General features: G+C 38.5%; 11 protein-coding genes. 6 read left to right on the top strand and 5 right to left on the bottom strand.

Annotation, left to right across the window (positions count from 1 at the left end; all coding sequences use genetic code 11):
* The first annotated feature begins 15 nt into the window (after positions 1–15).
* From PL_RS22335 to PL_RS22320, 4 genes are all read left to right on the top strand, one after another.
* Complete coding sequence (locus PL_RS22335) at positions 16–2,412, top strand: TonB-dependent receptor (RefSeq protein ID WP_052496227.1); 2,397 nt, start codon at positions 16–18, stop codon at positions 2,410–2,412.
* Positions 2,413–2,424: 12 nt separating this feature from the next.
* Positions 2,425–3,660, top strand: coding sequence for a DUF4374 domain-containing protein (locus PL_RS22330; protein ID WP_041881152.1), 1,236 nt, complete (start codon positions 2,425–2,427; stop codon positions 3,658–3,660).
* 40 nt (positions 3,661–3,700) lie between these two features.
* Positions 3,701–5,002, top strand: coding sequence for a PepSY-associated TM helix domain-containing protein (locus PL_RS22325; RefSeq protein WP_041881168.1), 1,302 nt, complete (start codon positions 3,701–3,703; stop codon positions 5,000–5,002).
* 90 nt (positions 5,003–5,092) lie between these two features.
* The gene (locus PL_RS22320; protein ID WP_041881154.1) at positions 5,093–5,806 is read left to right on the top strand and encodes a DUF4198 domain-containing protein; all 714 of its coding nucleotides are present in this window, start codon (positions 5,093–5,095) and stop codon (positions 5,804–5,806) included.
* Between the two features lie 73 nt (positions 5,807–5,879).
* On the opposite strand, the gene PL_RS22315 is transcribed toward PL_RS22320, so the two are convergent.
* The 5 genes from PL_RS22315 to PL_RS22295 form a co-directional block, all read right to left on the bottom strand.
* Positions 5,880–9,053, bottom strand: a complete 3,174-nt coding sequence (locus PL_RS22315) for an efflux RND transporter permease subunit (RefSeq protein WP_348620397.1) — start codon at positions 9,051–9,053, stop codon at positions 5,880–5,882.
* A gap of 22 nt (positions 9,054–9,075) precedes the next feature.
* Positions 9,076–10,233 (bottom strand): efflux RND transporter periplasmic adaptor subunit, encoded by a 1,158-nt coding sequence (locus tag PL_RS22310; RefSeq protein WP_041881157.1) that lies wholly within the window; start codon positions 10,231–10,233, stop codon positions 9,076–9,078.
* A 5-nt stretch (positions 10,234–10,238) separates the two neighbouring features.
* Complete coding sequence (locus PL_RS22305; protein WP_041881169.1) at positions 10,239–11,591, bottom strand: TolC family protein; 1,353 nt, start codon at positions 11,589–11,591, stop codon at positions 10,239–10,241.
* Positions 11,592–11,625: 34 nt separating this feature from the next.
* On the bottom strand, positions 11,626–12,210 hold the full coding sequence (locus tag PL_RS22300) for a TetR/AcrR family transcriptional regulator (protein ID WP_041881158.1): 585 nt from the start codon (positions 12,208–12,210) through the stop codon (positions 11,626–11,628).
* 212 nt (positions 12,211–12,422) lie between these two features.
* On the bottom strand, positions 12,423–15,698 hold the full coding sequence (locus PL_RS22295) for a TonB-dependent receptor (RefSeq protein ID WP_041881159.1): 3,276 nt from the start codon (positions 15,696–15,698) through the stop codon (positions 12,423–12,425).
* A 494-nt stretch (positions 15,699–16,192) separates the two neighbouring features.
* On the opposite strand from PL_RS22295, the gene lpdA reads away from it, so the two are divergent.
* Entirely contained in the window at positions 16,193–17,581 is a 1,389-nt protein-coding gene (lpdA, locus tag PL_RS22290) for a dihydrolipoyl dehydrogenase (protein ID WP_041881161.1), read from the top strand.
* 83 nt (positions 17,582–17,664) lie between these two features.
* Complete coding sequence (locus PL_RS22285) at positions 17,665–18,504, top strand: MBL fold metallo-hydrolase (RefSeq protein WP_041881170.1); 840 nt, start codon at positions 17,665–17,667, stop codon at positions 18,502–18,504.
* Positions 18,505–18,521 lie beyond the last annotated feature (17 nt).

Here is an 18,521-nt window from a genome sequence, read left to right as displayed (position 1 = left end):
CAAAAGAAACAACACATGCAAATTTTTACTAAACAACATTTTGTTTTTCTCCTTTTGCTTTTACTATTCCACTTCACTTTTGATGCTGCTGCACAACAAAAGCACACGTTTGAAGGGGTAGTAAAGGCAGCTAATGGTCAGCCACTCGAAGGCGCAGGAATCACAGTAGTTGAAATTAATAAATCAACGTTTACCAATTCTCTTGGAGAATTCAGCTTTAAGGAACTTCCTGCAGGCGTTTACAAAATACGTATCAGAAATATCGGTTATCAGGAACAGACTGCTAAAGTTACTCTTCCTTCAACCGAAAAAACCAGAACATTGTTCACGTTGCGTACAGATGAGAATAATTTATCAGAAGTAACTGTAATTGGTCGTACAGCTAACCAGGAAGTAAACAGACAGGCTTTTAACGTAACATCAGTAGATGCAAAAAAATTACACAATTCTACGCTTGATATTTCACATGCACTGGACCGGGTTTCGGGGGTAAGAGTACGTGAAGCTGGTGGTGTCGGTTCAAGAATGGAGTTTTCACTAAATGGTTTTTCTGGCAGACAGGTTAAGTTTTTCTTAGATGGTGTACCAATGGATAATTTCGGTTCTTCATTCCAGTTGAATAATATACCAATTAATCTTGCCCAGCGCGTCGAAGTATACAAAGGTGTTGTGCCTGTCTGGCTGGGTTCAGACGCATTAGGTGGAGCAGTCAATATTGTGACGGCCAATGACATGAAAAGTTATGCTGATGTATCTTACTCCTACGGATCATTTAATACTCACAAGACTTCGATCAATACCGGCTATACCACTGCTTCCGGATTTAAGTTTCAATTGAATGCTTTTCAGAATTACTCGGATAATAATTATACAGTAACAACCGATGTAGCAATTCCTTTGCAAAAAGATCTCAGAAATCAGAAAGTAAAGAGATTTCATGATACTTATCATAATGAAACTATTATTGCCAGTGCAGGTGTGGTTAACAAATCCTATGCAGATCAGCTGCTATTTGGTATCACGCTGGGCAAAAATTATGCTGAAATTCAAACCGGTGCACGTATGATCAGCGTTTTTGGTGACTGGCACAGGAAAGGCAGTATTGTAATGCCAAATATTCTTTATACAAAGAAAAACTTCTTTATTGAAGGTCTTGATCTGAGAGTGAACGGAAATTTCAATTTTGGACAGGAACAAAGTATTGATACTGTTAACCGTCGTTATAACTGGTTTGGCGACTTCGTATCCTACCCGGGCAAGGGAAGTGAACGTGAACGCTCCATGTACAAATTCAAAAACAATAACGGCATGGGCGCGGTAAATCTTACTTATTCCCTGAATGACAAACATTCATTTGCCCTGAATAATGTTTTCAATACCTTCAATAGAAAAGGATCTGATGAACTTTATCCTGAGAGCAATAAATATGAGCAGCCGCGTAAAAACATTAAAAATGTTTTAGGGTTCGGTTATAAGTTCAGTCCTTCCGAAAAATGGAATACCTCCCTGTTTACAAAGTATTTTTTCCAGCAGAATAAATACTCTATATCCTATAACCCAAGCGGCAATTGGGGGGATGTAGCTTATTTAAATCAAAAAAACAGTTTTAATAAACTGGGATATGGTTTTGCATCGACATATTTCCTGAAACCCAACCTTCAGATTAAAGGATCTTACGAGAAGAGTTACCGTCTTCCTGACAACGATGAACTCTTTGGTGACGTCCTGAATCTTGATGGTAACATCGATCTCAAACCAGAGTATAGCCATAATTACAACCTTGGTTTAGGCTACCAGACTCAAATCAATCAAATACATAAGTTTAGTTTTGATGGAAGTGTATTGTACCGCAACGCAAAAGATTTCATCCGTCCTACCTTAAATCAGAATCAGACCAAGCAAATTATGGCCAATATTTCTGATGTAAATAATTTTGGAGTGGAAGGAGAGATCAGGTACTCCTTCAAAAATTTATTCACCACGGGTGTAAACGTGACTTATCAGAACCTGCGTAATAACACTAAATATGAGCAACAACAAACTCAGGAAAGTCCTTTATACAGAGATAGAATACCAAATATCCCATACCTGTTTGGAAACGCCGATGCCTCATTGTTCTTTAACCATATTGGCAAAAAGGATAATACACTTACGTTAGGTTACAATGTATTGTACGTTCATGCCTATTATTTGTCGTGGCCAAGTCAGGGTACCGATCATACAAAATATGGTATTCCAAGACAGTGGATGCAGGATGTAAATATGGTTTATACGCTTGGAAATGGTAAATACAATATCGCTCTTGAATGCAAAAACATTACAAACAACAGAATTTACGACAATTTTTCACTTCAAAAACCCGGGAGAGCATTTTATGCTAAAGTGAGATACTTTATCAGCAATAACCGCTAATCAGAGAATAACATGAAATATAAAAATACCTTACTACTTACTTTAGGGATGATCAGTCTTTTAGCAGCATGTGATCCGCCTTTAGATTTTTCAGAAGTAAATGATACAGAAACCGAATTAACAGGTGCAACTAAATACATCATCACAGCAACACCAATTGGTACAACGGGCATCGCTGATTATCTTTTAACTGCCGACAACCTGAATGAAGGGATGGTCACCACCTACCGTAACGGAATAGAACAGGATGGATCTTACAGATATTATATTTCCCATAAAAACCGATTCTTCAGTTTATTATATGGACAGGGCAACCCTGGTGCAGTAACCAGTTACCGTCTTGATCAAACTGGTAAATTAATCAAGCTGGCTAATTTCCAAAGTGAAACAGTACAGGTTAATGCAGCTGTAAAGGATGATATTTTGCTGATCAAAGTACCGAGATCAGGTAACGAATCTGCAGGTATGTATCGCGTTGATGCCCGTAAATATCAGATTGTAGGCCAGCAGCAGGTCAACATAGTCAAACTTGCCGGTAACGGAGAGCGTGCACATTTTAACGGAGCAACACAAATTGGAGACAAGGTATTTCTACCTTATATGAGTATTAAAGGTGCAGCTCCAGATGTATTTGGAACAGCCTATCCCGACAGTAGCTGGGTAGCTGTATTCTCTTATCCGGAACTCAAACTGGAAAAAATCATCAGAGATAACCGCACAAGCTTTATCGGCGCCTATTTCAACAACGGCCTGGTCGAACTTGAAAATGGAGATGCTTATGCATTTTCAGGAGCCTCTGCAACAAGTAACAGTAAACCTATCTCGAAGAATCCATCAGCTATTATCCGTATTAACAAGGGAACAACAGAATTTGACAAGAGCTACTTTTTTAATATAGAAAAAGAATCCGGAGGTTATCATATTTCCAATCAGACCTATATTGGTAAAGGAATATTCATTTTACACTTGTATACCAATCCAAATACCACTACCGGACCCGTGGGGAAATTTGCTGTAGCAGATGTGATTAATCAAAGATTTAAATGGGTAACTGGTATTCCTGCTGATATTACAAAAACTACCACAACAAATTATTCGCCTAAAGATGGGATAAAAGGATATATAGGAATAACGACCGCAAGTGAAGGAAGTTATGTCTATGTATTTGATGCCAGTCTTGCTGTTGCCAGACGCGGATTAAAGGTAGAAGGAGGAACTATTACTGCCATACAGGCATTAAACTATTAAGTTGAGAAAAAATAACGAATCATCATCAAATATTACAAAAATGATTACCGGAACTAAGCAACCTCCGCAAAAAAAGAAGAAAACAGATTCCCTTTTTACAAGAATCAATAAATGGCTTCACCTTTGGCTGGGGCTTGTATCCGGAATCATTGTTTTAATCGTTTGTATTACAGCCTGTATATGGGTATTTAACGAAGAAATAACAGGTCTGCTGGAGCCAGAGACAAAGATAGAGAAGCAGGATAAGGCAGTCCTCACTCCTTCTCAGCTTAATGCAATCGCTACCCGTCTTTACCCGGGTAAGGCAATTTCCTATGCCATGTATCAGCAGGGCCGTACCATAAATGTATTTTTAAAAGATCCTAAAGAAAAAGAACGCAGAAGTGGTGGCGTAACCCTGAAAGTCAACCCATATACCGGGAAAATTGTCAGTGCTGTTGAGCGTAAAAAAGGGGAAGCTGATTTTTTCAGGTTTATCCTTAACGGACACAGATTTTTATGGATGCCCTATAAAATCGGAAGACCTATCGTCAATTATGCAACTCTGGTTTTTGTAGTACTGCTGATTACCGGATTAATCTGGTGGTATCCAAAAAAATGGAATAAATCTACACGGGATAAAAGTTTTAAAATTAAATGGGGAGCTTCTTTCAAAAGAGTGAACCTTGATCTGCATAATGTTCTTGGATTTTACTCCCTGCTGTTTTTACTTGCAATTGCACTTACGGGAATGGTATATGGTATCCGATGGTATAGTGAAGGGCTCTATTGGATAACTACCGGAGGAGAGAAACTTACAGAATTTAAGCGTCTTGAATCTGACTCTTTACAGGCAAAAAAAACCTATAAACCGGAACAGGCTATGGATGCCGCATGGAAAAAGGTTGTTGTCAGACACCAGAAATCGGTAGGCTTCTACTATAGTTTTCCTGATACTGCCGAAGCAAAATCTACCATAGATATCCGAGTATATCCGAGCCCGGGGCAGTTCTATAATAATGTAGGTTATACTTTTGATCAGCATACTTTAAAAGAGCTAAAATCGGATGATATTTATTCCTCATCCTATGCAGATGCCGGATTTGGAGGTAAACTACGGAAAATGAATTACGACATTCATGTAGGAAGTATTCTTGGTTTTCCGGGTAAAGTTATGGCTTTTCTGGCTTCGCTGATTGGCGCTTCGTTACCTATCACAGGGTTCCTGATCTGGTATGGCCGAAAGTTCAAGAAAAAGGGTACAAAGAGTAAAAATCCTGAGCAATTGAATACCACAAAAAACATCAAAGCTAAAGCTCCGGTACCAGAAAAAGAATTACGGGAGGAGGTTATTCATTCATAATCCCACAATTCTAAAAAAAAGAAGTAAAAACCCAGATCCGGATATCATTAAACAATAAAAAATCCAATTAACTCAATAAATCATAAAATAATGAAAAAACTAGCTTTTCTAACACTGAGCATTTTATTTTGCTTAGTCACTAAAAATCTGTCAGCACATGCGCTTTGGATAGAAACAGGTGCAACCGGAAAAATCGGTCAGGTACAAACAGTAAAGATCTATTATGGTGAATATGCTGCAAATGAAAGAGAAAATGTATCCAAATGGTACTCTGATGTCAAAGACTTCACTTTATGGCTGACCGGACCTGATCAGCAAAGAACACAGCTGAAGCTTAATGCCGACAGCAATTCATTTACCAGCAGTTTTACTCCGGATAAAAACGGATCTTATATTCTGGAAGTAAGTCATGAAGCAAAGGAACTTGGTGGTACGACCAAATATCACTTTCTGGCCAGTGCAAATGTGGCAGTTGGCAAAAACTCAGCTGTGCAAACCAAAAGCAGCAATGTATTATATCTGAAATCTGACGAAATCAACTCTGCAAAAGTTAATCAAACAGTTAAGCTGACTGCTACATTAAACAATGATCTGGCAAAAGCAAAAACAGTTTCTATATTTTCTCCTTCAGGCTGGGCTAAAGAGACTAAAACAGACGAAAATGGACTTGTCCATTTTACCCCGATCTGGCCTGGAAGATATGTAATTGAAATAACCGAATTTCAAAAAGTAAAAGGAGATCATCAAGGCAAAGAATATGATGGAATCTGGCAGGGAGCAACTTATAGTTTTGAGGTGAAGTAATTTCCAAAACGACCAGCATAAAAAAAGGCTGTACCGGAATCTGGTACAGCCTTTTTTTATGCTTATATCTTATCTAATCCGCATGGAGCGTATCAGTATGTTCTTCCGGTTTATAATTAGCCTGCAATTCTGCAAGTTTCTTTTTACCATAAGCCAGTTTAGTGATCAGTACAAAAAGTACAGGAACAATAAACAAGGCAAGAATAGTTGCCGAAAGCATACCTGCAGCCACTGTCCATCCAATAGTCATACGGGATACAGCACCTGCACCTGAAGAAATAATCAATGGAATAACACCCAGGATAAATGCCAGAGAGGTCATGATAATTGGACGTAACCTTAATTTAACAGCTTCAATAGTCGCTGCAATCAGTTCCATACCCCAGTCAACGCGCTCTTTTGCAAATTCGACAATCAGAATCGCATTCTTGGCCGATAAACCAATCAGCGTAATCAGACCAACCTGTGCATAAATATTATTATCCAGTTTTGGCAGGAATATCAAAGCAAGAATTGCCCCGAATAAACCAAGAGGAACCGCCAGTAAGATAGAGAATGGAACCGACCAACTCTCATATAAAGCAGCAAGCAGCAGGAATACAAAGACAACGATCAAACCAAAAATCATTGTTGTACTATTTCCAGCCTCAGTTTCCTCTAAACTCAAACCAGAGAAATTATAAGTATAACCCGGTGGAAGCGTTTGCGCAGCAACTTCTCTCAAAGCCTGCAGTGCATCCCCGGAACTTCTTCCCGGTCTTGCAGCTCCACCAATCTCAATTGACCTGAACATATTGTAGTGATTAATAATAGAGGCATTCTCGGTCATCTTATAGCTCACAAATGAACTTAATGGCACCGGTGTACCCACATTATTTTTCACATAGATCTGGTTCAGGTTATCAATGCTGCTACGGAAATTCGTATCTGCCTGAGAAAGTACTCTGAAACTACGTCCATATTTAGTGAAGTCATTGATATACGTACTACCCAGATAAATAGAAATCGTATTATAAACAGCACCTATGGAAACGCCCATTTTCTTCACCTGGTCACGATCTACATGCAACTGATAATTTGGAGTTTTAGCATTAAATAAAGTATAGGCAAATCCAATTTCAGGACGCTGATTAGCTGCTGCCAGGAATTTACCAACTATACCTTCAAATTTCTTAATATCACCTGCTTGTTTTTCCTGGATCTGCATCGAGAAACCACCACTGATACCTAATCCGGGAATCGGAGGAGGGGTAACAGCCAGAATACTACCGTCTTTATCACCGGCAAACGTTTTAGATACATTAGCCAGAACTGTGGCCACATCTCTTTTACGTTCATCCCAGTTCTTTAACTGAACAAAGAATGTTCCGGCATTAGACTTAAATGATCTGTTCAGAATATTGATACCTCTTACAGAAGTAATATTCTGCAGTTCAGGAATGTTTTTCTGTAGTGAATCAGTAACCCTTTTGATGAAAGCATCTGTACGTACTGCTGATGCGCCTTCAGGTAAGGTAGCTCCCATAATAAAGATACCTGCATCCTCATTCGGAATAAAACCAGAAGGTTTTTTCATAAATAACCCAACTGTACCGACATAAATACAGGCCAGTATGATCATTACCAGGGGTGCTTTTTTCAAGGCCCATCTCACTCCGTTAGAGTATCCATGAGTTACATTTGCAAACCAGGTATTGAATTTAAAGAAGAATTTATTTAAGCCTTTTGAATCTTTAGTCAGGTTCATCGGCGTCAACAGTAAAGAACATAATGCCGGAGTCAGTGAAAGTGCAATAAATGCAGAAAGCAATACCGATACCGCAATTGTTATTGCAAACTGCTGATACAACTGACCAACCATACCTGGTATAAATCCTACCGGTATAAATACTGCGGCAAGAATTAAAGCAATCGCAATTACCGGTGCAGTAATGTCTTTCATCGCTTTACGTGTAGCATCTGGTGCAGAAAGCCCCTCGTGGTCCATATAATGCTGAACCGCCTCCACTACCACAATCGCATCATCTACCACAATACCGATGGCGAGGACGAATCCAAACATCGTCAGTACGTTGATAGAGAAACCTAACAGGGTAAACAGAATAAAGGTACCAATAATGGAAACCGGAATTGCCAGTACTGGAATCAATGTTGCTCTCCAGCTCTGTAAGAAGAAGAATACAACGATCGTTACCAGGATCAGCGCTTCAACCAGTGTATGAATTACCTCACTGATGGATACCTTAATAATAGAAACTGTCTCATAACTGATTTTAAAATCCAGATCTTTAGGGAAAGATTTCTTTAATTCAGCCATTGTTTTGTCAATCCCGGCAGCAGTTTCAACTGCATTTCCTCCTGGAGTCTGGTTAACCGCCATCAAGGCTGCAACTTTACCGTTTACCTTTGCAGAAGTTACATAGGCAAACTCACCCAGTTCTACACGGGCAACATCTTTAAGATATACCGGAGAACCATCCTGTCCGGTTTTGATCACAATATTTCTGAATTGCTCTTCTGTATTCAAATCACCATCCATAACCACAGAGAATTCAAAAGTCTGTGAGTTTTGCTGTGGCGGCCCTCCTACACTACCACCCGGGGTACGTGTATTCTGTTCATTGACAGCAGCAGAAACATCTGTTGGTGTTAAACCTAATCTGGCTAACTTTCCTGCATCCAGCCAGATCCTCATACTAAAAGGCTGACTGAATACCTGTACATCCCCTACACCTTTAATACGTAATAACGCATCTTTAACATACAGGTTGACATAGTTGGAAATAAATTTCTGGTCATATGTCCCATTTGGAGAATACAGACCCAGAACCATCAGAATATCATTATTTGCTTTTTTAGTCGTGATTCCTAAACGTCTTACCGCTTCAGGTAATCCCGGTTCTGCAATACCTACCCTGTTCTGCACATCAAGCGCGGCGATATCAATATTTGTACCTACATCAAAAGTTACTGTAATCGCTGAACGACCATCAGATGTACTGTTTGATGATAAATATTTCATCCCTGGCGTACCATTAATCTGACTTTCAACCTGGGTAGTTACTGTTTGCTCTACAGTTTGCGCATCCGCTCCCGTATAAGTACCTGTCACAGTAACTGTCGGTGGGGCAATACTCGGATACTGACTGATTGGCAATGTGGTAATCACAATTGCTCCAACCAGTACAATTAATATGGAAATGACGATCGCCGTGACCGGTCGTTTTATAAATACTTCTGATATCATATGCTTGAAATTCTTATAATAACTATTTTTTTGGTGCGCCTGCTGCTGGCTGTTGTCCGTTTGCTTCAGCTGCCGATCCTGCGTGTACCACAGCACCCGGTCTCACATTCTGCACCCCCTCAACCACAATAACATCACCTTTCTTCAAGCCACTTTTTACAACTATACTCTGGCCTACCTGAGTACCAACTTTAATTACCTGTGGCAGAGCTTTACTACTGTCTCCAACCAGGAATACATTAAATTCGCCCAGCTGTTCTGTAACTGCTTTATAAGGAATTACCAATTGATTGCCTATCTGTTTATTCAGTACCAGTAAATTCACATTCATACCAGCTATCAGTTTTCCACCTTCATTCGGATAACTGATTCTTACTTTGATCGTACCGGTCTGAGGATCAACCGCACGGTCAATTGCTATAATTCTGCCCTGACGGTGATAAATACTTTTATCCTGCAGTTCAATGCTGAAAAGAGAGTCTTTGACTGCCGATACATTTTTCTCCATTTGTACAAAACGAGGAATATCAGCCTGGCTAACCGGAATATCTACAGCAATCGGATTGTTTGTAGAAACCGTATTTAAAAGTGTGGTACCCGGAGAAGCCAGAGCGCCCAGTTTTACCTGTGAAATACCAATTGTTCCGGTTAAAGGAGAAACAATAATAGAACGCTGTAAATCATTTGCTGCAGAAGCCAGATTTGCCTTAGCAGCTGCAATTTGTGATTCGGCATTAGCCAGATCTGTCAATGCATAATCAACACGTTGTTTGGCAACAGCTTCCTGCTGCGCTAATTTAGTATAACGATCAGCATCTTTCTTTGCTTTATCACGATTCGCTTTTGCGACCGATAAATTAGCCTGAGCTGAGTTATAGGCAGCCTGGTATTTAGTACGGTCAATTTCATATAGTCTTTGTCCTTTGGTCACATGCTGACCATCTTTAACATAGATAGCAGTAATATAACCACCAACCTGAGCACGAAGTTCAACTTCATTCAATGGAACCACTACCCCCGGATAAGTGTCCACTGTAGTTACTGGTTGCTCATCAACCGTATAAGTAGTTACAGGAGTTGCCGGAGGAGGTCCCTGCTGAGGAGCAGGTTTACCACCGCAAGATGCTAATGTTACTGAACCAAGGATTAAGATGCCTAATTTTATGTATTTAATGTCCATGTCTTTTATTGGTTTACGGTGATTATTCCTAATGCTTGTTTTACGTCTAATTTTGACGAAAGAAGGTTATATAATGAATTCAGATAATTGATTTGTGCAGTACGAAGATCTGTTTCTGAAGTTGTCAGATCCAGGTAAGTCTTAATACCTTCATCATACTGAAGCTTGATTGTATTGTAAACCTGTTTCGAGATGTCAACATTAGATTTATTGGTATTTAAATCATTCAGATTAGCCTTATAAGTGGCAATTGCCTGTTCATACTGTGTATTGATCTTATTCTTGGTATTGATCATATCAAGATCAATTTTTCTTTCCTGTAACTGCGATTTTTTGATTTCCTGCGTACGTTTACCACCAAGGAAGATCGGCATAGTTAATTTCAGTCCTACTACAGAACTTGGGAAAGTCTGATCATAAAGATTACCCAGTTTATTATTCTGATAATTCCATCCGTAATTGATAAAACCAGAAAGCGTAGGTGAATAACTCCATTTGTTATAACTCGTTGTAATTTTCTGCAATTGTCTTTGTGTTTCCAGCAAACGGTATTCTATACGGTTCTGATAGTTCAGCAACTGAGCGGTATCAATCATAACGTCTTTCTCCATATCGCTTGAAGTAAAAGACAAACCAAATTGTTTATCTGCACTATAGCCAATTAATTCTCTCAGATAAGCATACTTGTACTTTAACAATTCTTCCGTTCTTTTTCTGTCAGCCTTTGAATTGCTTAAACTGATCTGGGCTCTTTGAAAATCTGTTTTATCAACCAGACCAGCATCGTATTGTGAACGGGCATCTTTAAATTGTTTTTCCTGTCTGGCAATATTCTCTGCAATAATATTCAATTGCTCTTTACTGGTCAGGACATCATAAAATGCTTTACTAACGTCAACAATCGTGTTGATCTTAGTATTCTCTGTACTCTGTTTATACTGTTGTCTGTAAAACTTGGCAGATTTGGATGCCTGAATCAACCCTGCATTTAAAAACTGCTGATCAGCCTGCAAAACAAAAGATGAAGTATTTTTACCCCCGAAGGTTAGTAAAGAAGACTGTCCGTTTGTAGTCAGAATCTGAGATTGCTGTTTAAAATTATGGTTCACTGTTCCTGTACCATTAATTTGAGGCAACCAACCTGATAATGCCGATTTTATATCTCTTTCTCCTATCTCTTCATCAATCAGTGATTGTTGTACCCCAGGCTTATTGCTCAAAGCGTAATCAATGCATTCCTGCAAAGTCGCATTGCTTAGCGTCGGCTGTTCTCTAACTGTCGTCTGGGCATGTAGAAGCCCCGGCAAAAGAACGGGGATGCCGACGAGCATCATTAAAATCAATTTGTGAGGTTTCATATATATATTAAGGGTATTTGTTTTACAATTTATTTTACTGCCTTTTAATTCCATCCCATATTACACTGACTACTTCGATAATATCTTCTTTGGTGAACACAATCTGTTCTGACAACTGGAAAGTCGCAGCAGCAACAAGAGTCCCTTTGATTGTCGGGGCCAGCAGCCTCGAATCAATATTTCTGAAGTGAGCATTTTCTATGCCATATTGAAACAATCCAATCACCTTATCTGCAAATAGTTGACTATCCCTCTCAGGAAAATTCTTTGCGAAAGGAGAGCTCATGTACTGCTCAAGAAAAAACAGAGAGTTTTCATTTTCAATGTAAAAGTTAAACTGATTAATCATGAAGTTAAAAAATCGGTCTTTATAGGGCTTTGAAGGATCATCACCTGCTGATATGGCTAAAGCCAGTTTATCCTTCACATGGACAAAAAGCTCTAATATGAGGGTTTCTTTGGAATCAAAATAGTGATATATAGTTCCTGCTGCTACACCTGCATGTTTAGCAATCAGACTCATGGGAGCGCCATGGAATCCATGCTCTTTAATCAGAGCGAGTGTGCTGTTTAGGACAGCAACACGTTTTCCTGTATTATCTTCTAATTGAACGTTCATTCGGTTACAAATAAACACAAATTAAATATATGAAATAATTGTTTAACCTAAAATGACAAAAAAGTGATTCAGATCATAAAAAAGGGGGTAATGTAAAAGCTCAAACATTTTAAGCAGGTATAAGTGTTGATGAAACAGATTATCAAACCAGCAAAAATAAAAAGCCCCGCTCTGATTGCTCAGAGCGGGGCTTTTACAAATTATATTACAGATTAGTTGAAGCTGTATCTTGCCCCAACCTGAATCTGGTATCTTGAAGAAATATCAGTATTATTTCTAAAAGTATCAGTAGTTAAACCTTGGTTTACAGTATAGGTTGGAGTTAATGTTGTTGGACTCTGCACACCTTGTGACTGTAAGAAGTTAGTCATACCCGGAGCTTTTGTCAATCCCCAGTTTTTGTTCAGTAAGTTACCAAAGTTGATAATGTCCACAGAGATTTCAAATCTGCTGTTTGCTTTCTGACCAAAAATAGTTTTGAACTGCTGAAGGATTCTTACATCAAAACGGTTAGCCCAAGGATATTCAGCACCATTTCTTTCAGAAATCTGACCTCTGTGTTTGCTTAGATATGCATCCTGATTAATATAAGCATCTAACCTTGCCCATTGCTGATCAGCAGTTTCAGCGAAAGTTGTTTTTGAAGCAGCGATATCTTTTAAAACAATATCCTTACGATCTCTTGGAATGTACATTAAATCGTTAAAAGTTGAGTTATCGTTGTTAACGTTACCTGCAGTTACATAAGTGAATCTTGTATTTCCGAAAACATCACCATAAGGAGATCCTTCATATACCACACCGATTGAAGTAGGTAACTGAGGAATGATAGAGAAGTTAAAGTTAACAGATGCAATAATTCTGTTTTTAACAAGGAAACTACTATAGGCTAATGTTGGCTTATTAGGGTCACCAGCAACCTGGTTACCATTGAAAGCTGAAGCAGCCTGTGATCCTGGAGTTGAAGTAATATCACGTGCATCACTTCTGGTGTATGCAGCCATTACATCTACATATTTACCAAATCTTTTTTGTAATTGTCCTGTGATGTTCCATGCATATCCTTTGTTGGTGTTATCAAATACAATTGCATTAGTCAATGATGGATTGATTCTGTTTGCATTACCACCTGGGAAATAAGGACGGGTATCACCAGTACCAGTAAGATTAGCCGTAGGATTAACCAGGTTAGCATCTCTGTGGAACACTTCATTGATTGATTTAGTATACATCCCGTCAATTGTAGCAATCACACCACCTGGCAATTTATAATCAACTGCTAAACTAGATCTCCATACCTGAGGTACTTTGAAGTTATTTACAGCCTGATTAATTGCGTAAGTAGCTGGATTAGTAGGATTAGCAGGGATATAAGCTGATGGATCAGGGCTAAACGGACGGTTTTTTGGATTAGTTAAAAAGTCGTTACCTGTACCTAATCCTGTATTTCCTGCCTGGTTAGTTAACCATACTGCTGGAACTGCACCAGTGAAGATTCCCGAACCACCTCGTACCTGAATTTTACCATCACTATTAACATCCCAGTTGAATCCAACACGTGGAGAGAATAAGATCTGAGTTTTAGGTAATTTACCTACATCCAGCTTTTCACCATCACGGAAAGTCGCAGCAGTTACCAATGGATTAGATTGAATTTTTGAAGTATAGATAGGCATATCTAATCTTAAACCGTAAGTCAGTTTGAAATTAGGTTTAACATACCATTCATCCTGTGCATAAACTGCAACCGGCATCTGACTAAAAATAGCAGGAGCAGGAACAGCGTTATTTTTATCAGTTGAGTAAGTCAATTGATATAATGTTGGGTTAATCGATTGGTTACCAGTAGCAGCTCCTAAAAAGTCACTCATTGATTTATATCTGAACTGACCGTAAAGGAACTGAGCAAAAGCATTCTCAAATCTCTGATAACCTACTGATCCACCAATAGTAATCGTATGGTTACCGGCAAAGATGTTAAAGTTTTCATTCAGGGTATAGATATCCTGATTTAATTTATTTAAACCACTAAAAGGCTCTGTTCCCAAAGAGATATAATTACCAGAGTTACCATCTTCAATATCTACAACAGGGAATGGATTTCCTTTTGTTGAACGGTAATCACGGAAACCAGTATATACCAACTGTAAGTTATTTGCAAATTTTTCGCTGAAACGAGTGTTTAACTCTGCAGTAACTGAGTTGATGTTATTATACTGAGTATATCTCATACCATCGTAAAACATAGAAGTTAACGATTGTCCACGACCTCTGTTAGAGTTTGATGTACTGGGGTTAAGATCTTTAAAAGATTTCAGATAGTTATATCTTACAGTTAATCTGTTTGAATTGTTGATATTCCAGTCTAAACGCGCAGTAACGTTATCTGCATTCTGTAAATTGCTATATCCTGAATATACACCCGGATCATAACCGAATCTGTTAATCAATGTATTTCTAACTAAATTCAGATCAGATGCCAATACTCTTGATACGTTGATCGGATCATTTGCAGTAGCAACAGCATTCGGATTAGCCAGAATGTTAGTACCTGGAGAAGTGCGGCGTGAGATCTCACCATTCACGAAGAAAAACAATTTATTCTTAATAATTGGTCCGCCAAATCTGAAACCAAATTGTTTATTCAGGAAGGCCTGACTTGCTTTATCAAGTTTTGTACTACCAACATTGTATCCCTGTAAATTCTGATCCTTATAATAAGTATAGATAGATCCTGAGAAATCATTGGTACCAGCTTTAGTAATCGCATTTACACCAGCACCTGTAAAACCACTTTGTTTTACATCGTAAGGTGCTAAGTTCACCTGTAACTCGTCTAATGCATCCAAAGTAAATGGCTGAGCACTCGTTCCACCACCTGGAAGTGACGATAAACCAAACACGTTATTCATTTGTGCACCATCCAGAGTCAGCGAGTTAAACAAACTGTTTCTACCTGCAAATGAAAAACCGTCACCTTTAGTATTAGACTGAGGAGTTAGTTTGGTTAAATCAGTAATACTTCTTGAAACAGCAGGAAGCTCCTGAATTTGTTTCTGAGAAACGTTGGTTGCAGCACCAGTTCTTGAGCTGTTAATTACTTTGTTTTTGTTAGCAGTAATAACAACATCACTTAATTGCTGTGCTCCATCTGATAAAACAACATTCAATGGATAAGATCCACCTAGTTTAAGATTAAGGTTGTCATATTTGGCAGCCTGAAATCCAATAAAAGTAATCGTAACAGAATAAGGTCCACCAACACGCATATTGGCAATAGTAAAACGACCATCACCGTTGGTGGTGGTGGTATAAACAGATCCCGTAGGTACGTGGACAGCTTTAACGCTGGCTCCTGGCAATGGTCCCTTTGCATCTTTAACGACACCGGTCATCGCTGAAGTAGTAACCTGAGCATTCGCAGAGAAAAATGTTCCTACAACAGCCATGATAATTACTACAATTTTAAATAGTAGAGATTTCTTCATAATCCTTTTTTAATGAATTTATTTGTTTGAAACGCTGGGCGTTCGGGTAAAAAATAGTTTATAATAGTTTACAGCGACAAAAGTATAGATAAAATACACAACGTTTTAGCTTTCAATGTTAATAAATCATTAATTATATATGTTTTTTATCCACATTTAACATTTATAATACAAGCTTAACCAACAGTTTATCAGTTCATTATTTGGAATAATTCAAAATGACGGTATTTTATTAAAGTCAGACTTCTTCTATACATTCTGGCAAATCAGGCAGCTAAAATGATTTAAAATTAATATTTGAATAGAAAGGGCCGGATATTAACGACATTTTTTACCAGGGACAGATAAGCAGATATTACAGCAAAAAGTATTGTAAACAAATGACCAGGTGAACTTTAAATAGTTTCTTAATGTCACAAAAATCAAATTCGCTGTTTAACGAACATTTTTTTTTAATTTTGGGCTTTACTAAGTAAAGTCCCCTTTTAAAAGATATGAACTACGATGTAATTATAATAGGTAGCGGTCCAGGCGGATACGTTGCTGCAATCAGAGCGTCACAATTGGGTTTAAAAACTGCAATTGTAGAACGTGAATCCTTAGGAGGAATCTGCCTTAACTGGGGCTGTATCCCAACCAAAGCTTTATTAAAAAGTGCGCAGGTATTTGAATATATCAATCATGCAGCTGATTATGGTATTAAAACTGCCGAAGCTGAAGCAGATTTTGCAGCTGTTATTAAACGCAGCCGTGGCGTAGCCGAAGGAATGAGCAAAGGCGTTCAGTTTTTAATGAAGAAAAACAAAATTGACGTAGTAATGGGAACCGGTAAAGTTAAACCGGGCAATAAGGTTGAAGTTAAAGGTGCTGATGGTTCTACTACAGAATTAACAGCAAAAAATATTATTCTTGCTACAGGTGGCCGTTCAAAAGAATTGCCAAGTGTAAAACAAGATGGTAAAAAAATCATTGGCTACAGACAGGCAATGGTTTTACCTGAAATGCCTAAATCAATGGTTATTGTTGGTTCAGGAGCTATAGGTGTGGAATTTGCCTATTTCTATGCAACTATGGGAACAAAAGTAACCGTAGTTGAGTTCATGGAAAACATTGTTCCTGTAGAAGACGAGGATGTTTCCAAACAATTATTACGCAGCTTTAAAAAAGCAGGAATCGAAGTGATGACTTCTTCAAGCGTAGAATCAGTTGACACCAGTGGTGCAGGCTGCAAAGTTCAGGTTAAAACAGCTGCAGGTATGCAAACTATAGAATGTGATATCGTTCTTTCTGCTGCAGGTGTAGTTGCTAATCTTGAAAACATTGGTCTGGAAGAAACAGGCATCAAAACTGAAAAAGGTAAAGTAGTAGTAGACGAATTCTATAATACTTCTGTAAAAGGATATTATGCAATTGGCGATATCGTTGGTGGACAGGCTTTAGCCCATGTTGCCTCAGCAGAAGGAATTATCTGTGTAGAGAAAATCGCTGGTCACTCTCCGGAACCATTAGATTATAACAATATCCCTGGCTGTACTTACTGTTCACCAGAAATTGCTTCGGTTGGTTACACTGAAAAAGCGGCTAAAGCAGCGGGTTATGAACTGAAAATTGGTAAATTCCCATTCTCTGCTTCCGGTAAAGCCAGTGCAGCAGGTGCAAAAGACGGTTTTATCAAAATGATCTATGATGCAAAATACGGTGAATTATTAGGTGCCCATATGATTGGTGCCAATGTAACTGAACTGATTGCAGAAATCGTTGTTGCCCGTAAACTGGAAACTACAGGTCATGAAGTTTTAAAAGCAGTACACCCTCACCCTACCATGAGTGAAGCTATTATGGAAGCTACTGCTGATGCTTACGGAGAAGTAATTCACCTGTAAGTCACATCATCCATATAAAATTAAGAAACCTGCTGATAACTCAGCGGGTTTCTTAATTTTACAGCATACCAAATTTTTAAATGATGAACTTACATACTATAGAAACCGGATTATTTAAACTGGATGGAGGTGCAATGTTTGGCGTTGTCCCAAAATCTATCTGGCAAAAAAGTAATCCTGCAGATACAAATAATATGTGCACCTGGGCTATGCGCTGCTTATTAATAGAAGATGGTGACCGTCTGATTCTGATTGATACAGGCATAGGTAATAAACAGGATGAAAAATTTTTAAGTCATTATTATCTGCATGGCGATGATACACTGGAAAAATCACTTGCAGCCAAAGGGTTCAGCAAAGAAGATATTACGGATGTATTTCTTACGCATTTGCATTTTGATCATTGCGGAGGTGCAATTGTCCGTGAAGGTGAAAAGTTAGTTCCCGCATTTAAGCAGGCACATTACTGGAGTAATGAAAAACACTGGGACTGGGCTGTGCATCCCAATGACAGAGAAAAAGCATCATTCCTGAAAGACAATATTCTGCCACTTCAGGAAAGCGGTCAGCTGAAGTTTATTTCCGATCAGGAAGGAGTTGAATTTCAGCAGGATTTTAAAGTACGTTTCGCTTTTGGCCATACAGATGCGATGATGCTACCCCAGTTAACTTACAAAGACCATACAATTGTATACATGGCAGATCTGCTGCCATCTATAGGCCATATCCCCCTACCCTATGTCATGTCATACGATATGTTTCCACTACAGACCTTAAAAGAGAAAAAAAACTTTCTGGAAGAAGCAGCTGCAAATAACTATATCCTTTATTTAGAACATGATTCTATAAATGAATGCTGTACTGTGCAACAAACGGAAAAAGGAATCAGATTAAAAGACACATTGAAACTGGCGGATTTATAAGTTCCTCCTGATTGAAA

The organism is Pedobacter lusitanus, assembly GCF_040026395.1.
Classification (GTDB): Bacteria; Bacteroidota; Bacteroidia; order Sphingobacteriales; family Sphingobacteriaceae; genus Pedobacter; species Pedobacter lusitanus.
The sequence above is the reverse complement of the archived record's forward strand: the minus strand, read 5'-3'. Positions and strand labels throughout refer to the sequence as shown.

Excerpts from the sequence above, each read along its gene's own strand:
- PL_RS22335 (WP_052496227.1), top strand. The coding sequence starts at position 16 with ATGCAAATTTTTACTAAACAACATTTTGTTTTTCTCCTTTTGCTTTTA.
- PL_RS22330 (WP_041881152.1), top strand. The coding sequence starts at position 2,425 with ATGAAATATAAAAATACCTTACTACTTACTTTAGGGATGATCAGTCTT.
- PL_RS22325 (WP_041881168.1), top strand. The coding sequence starts at position 3,701 with ATGATTACCGGAACTAAGCAACCTCCGCAAAAAAAGAAGAAAACAGAT.
- PL_RS22320 (WP_041881154.1), top strand. The coding sequence starts at position 5,093 with ATGAAAAAACTAGCTTTTCTAACACTGAGCATTTTATTTTGCTTAGTC.
- PL_RS22315 (WP_348620397.1), bottom strand. The coding sequence starts at position 9,053 with ATGATATCAGAAGTATTTATAAAACGACCGGTCACGGCGATCGTCATT.
- PL_RS22310 (WP_041881157.1), bottom strand. The coding sequence starts at position 10,233 with ATGGACATTAAATACATAAAATTAGGCATCTTAATCCTTGGTTCAGTA.
- PL_RS22305 (WP_041881169.1), bottom strand. The coding sequence starts at position 11,591 with ATGAAACCTCACAAATTGATTTTAATGATGCTCGTCGGCATCCCCGTT.
- PL_RS22300 (WP_041881158.1), bottom strand. The coding sequence starts at position 12,210 with ATGAACGTTCAATTAGAAGATAATACAGGAAAACGTGTTGCTGTCCTA.
- PL_RS22295 (WP_041881159.1), bottom strand. The coding sequence starts at position 15,698 with ATGAAGAAATCTCTACTATTTAAAATTGTAGTAATTATCATGGCTGTT.
- lpdA (WP_041881161.1), top strand. The coding sequence starts at position 16,193 with ATGAACTACGATGTAATTATAATAGGTAGCGGTCCAGGCGGATACGTT.
- PL_RS22285 (WP_041881170.1), top strand. The coding sequence starts at position 17,665 with ATGAACTTACATACTATAGAAACCGGATTATTTAAACTGGATGGAGGT.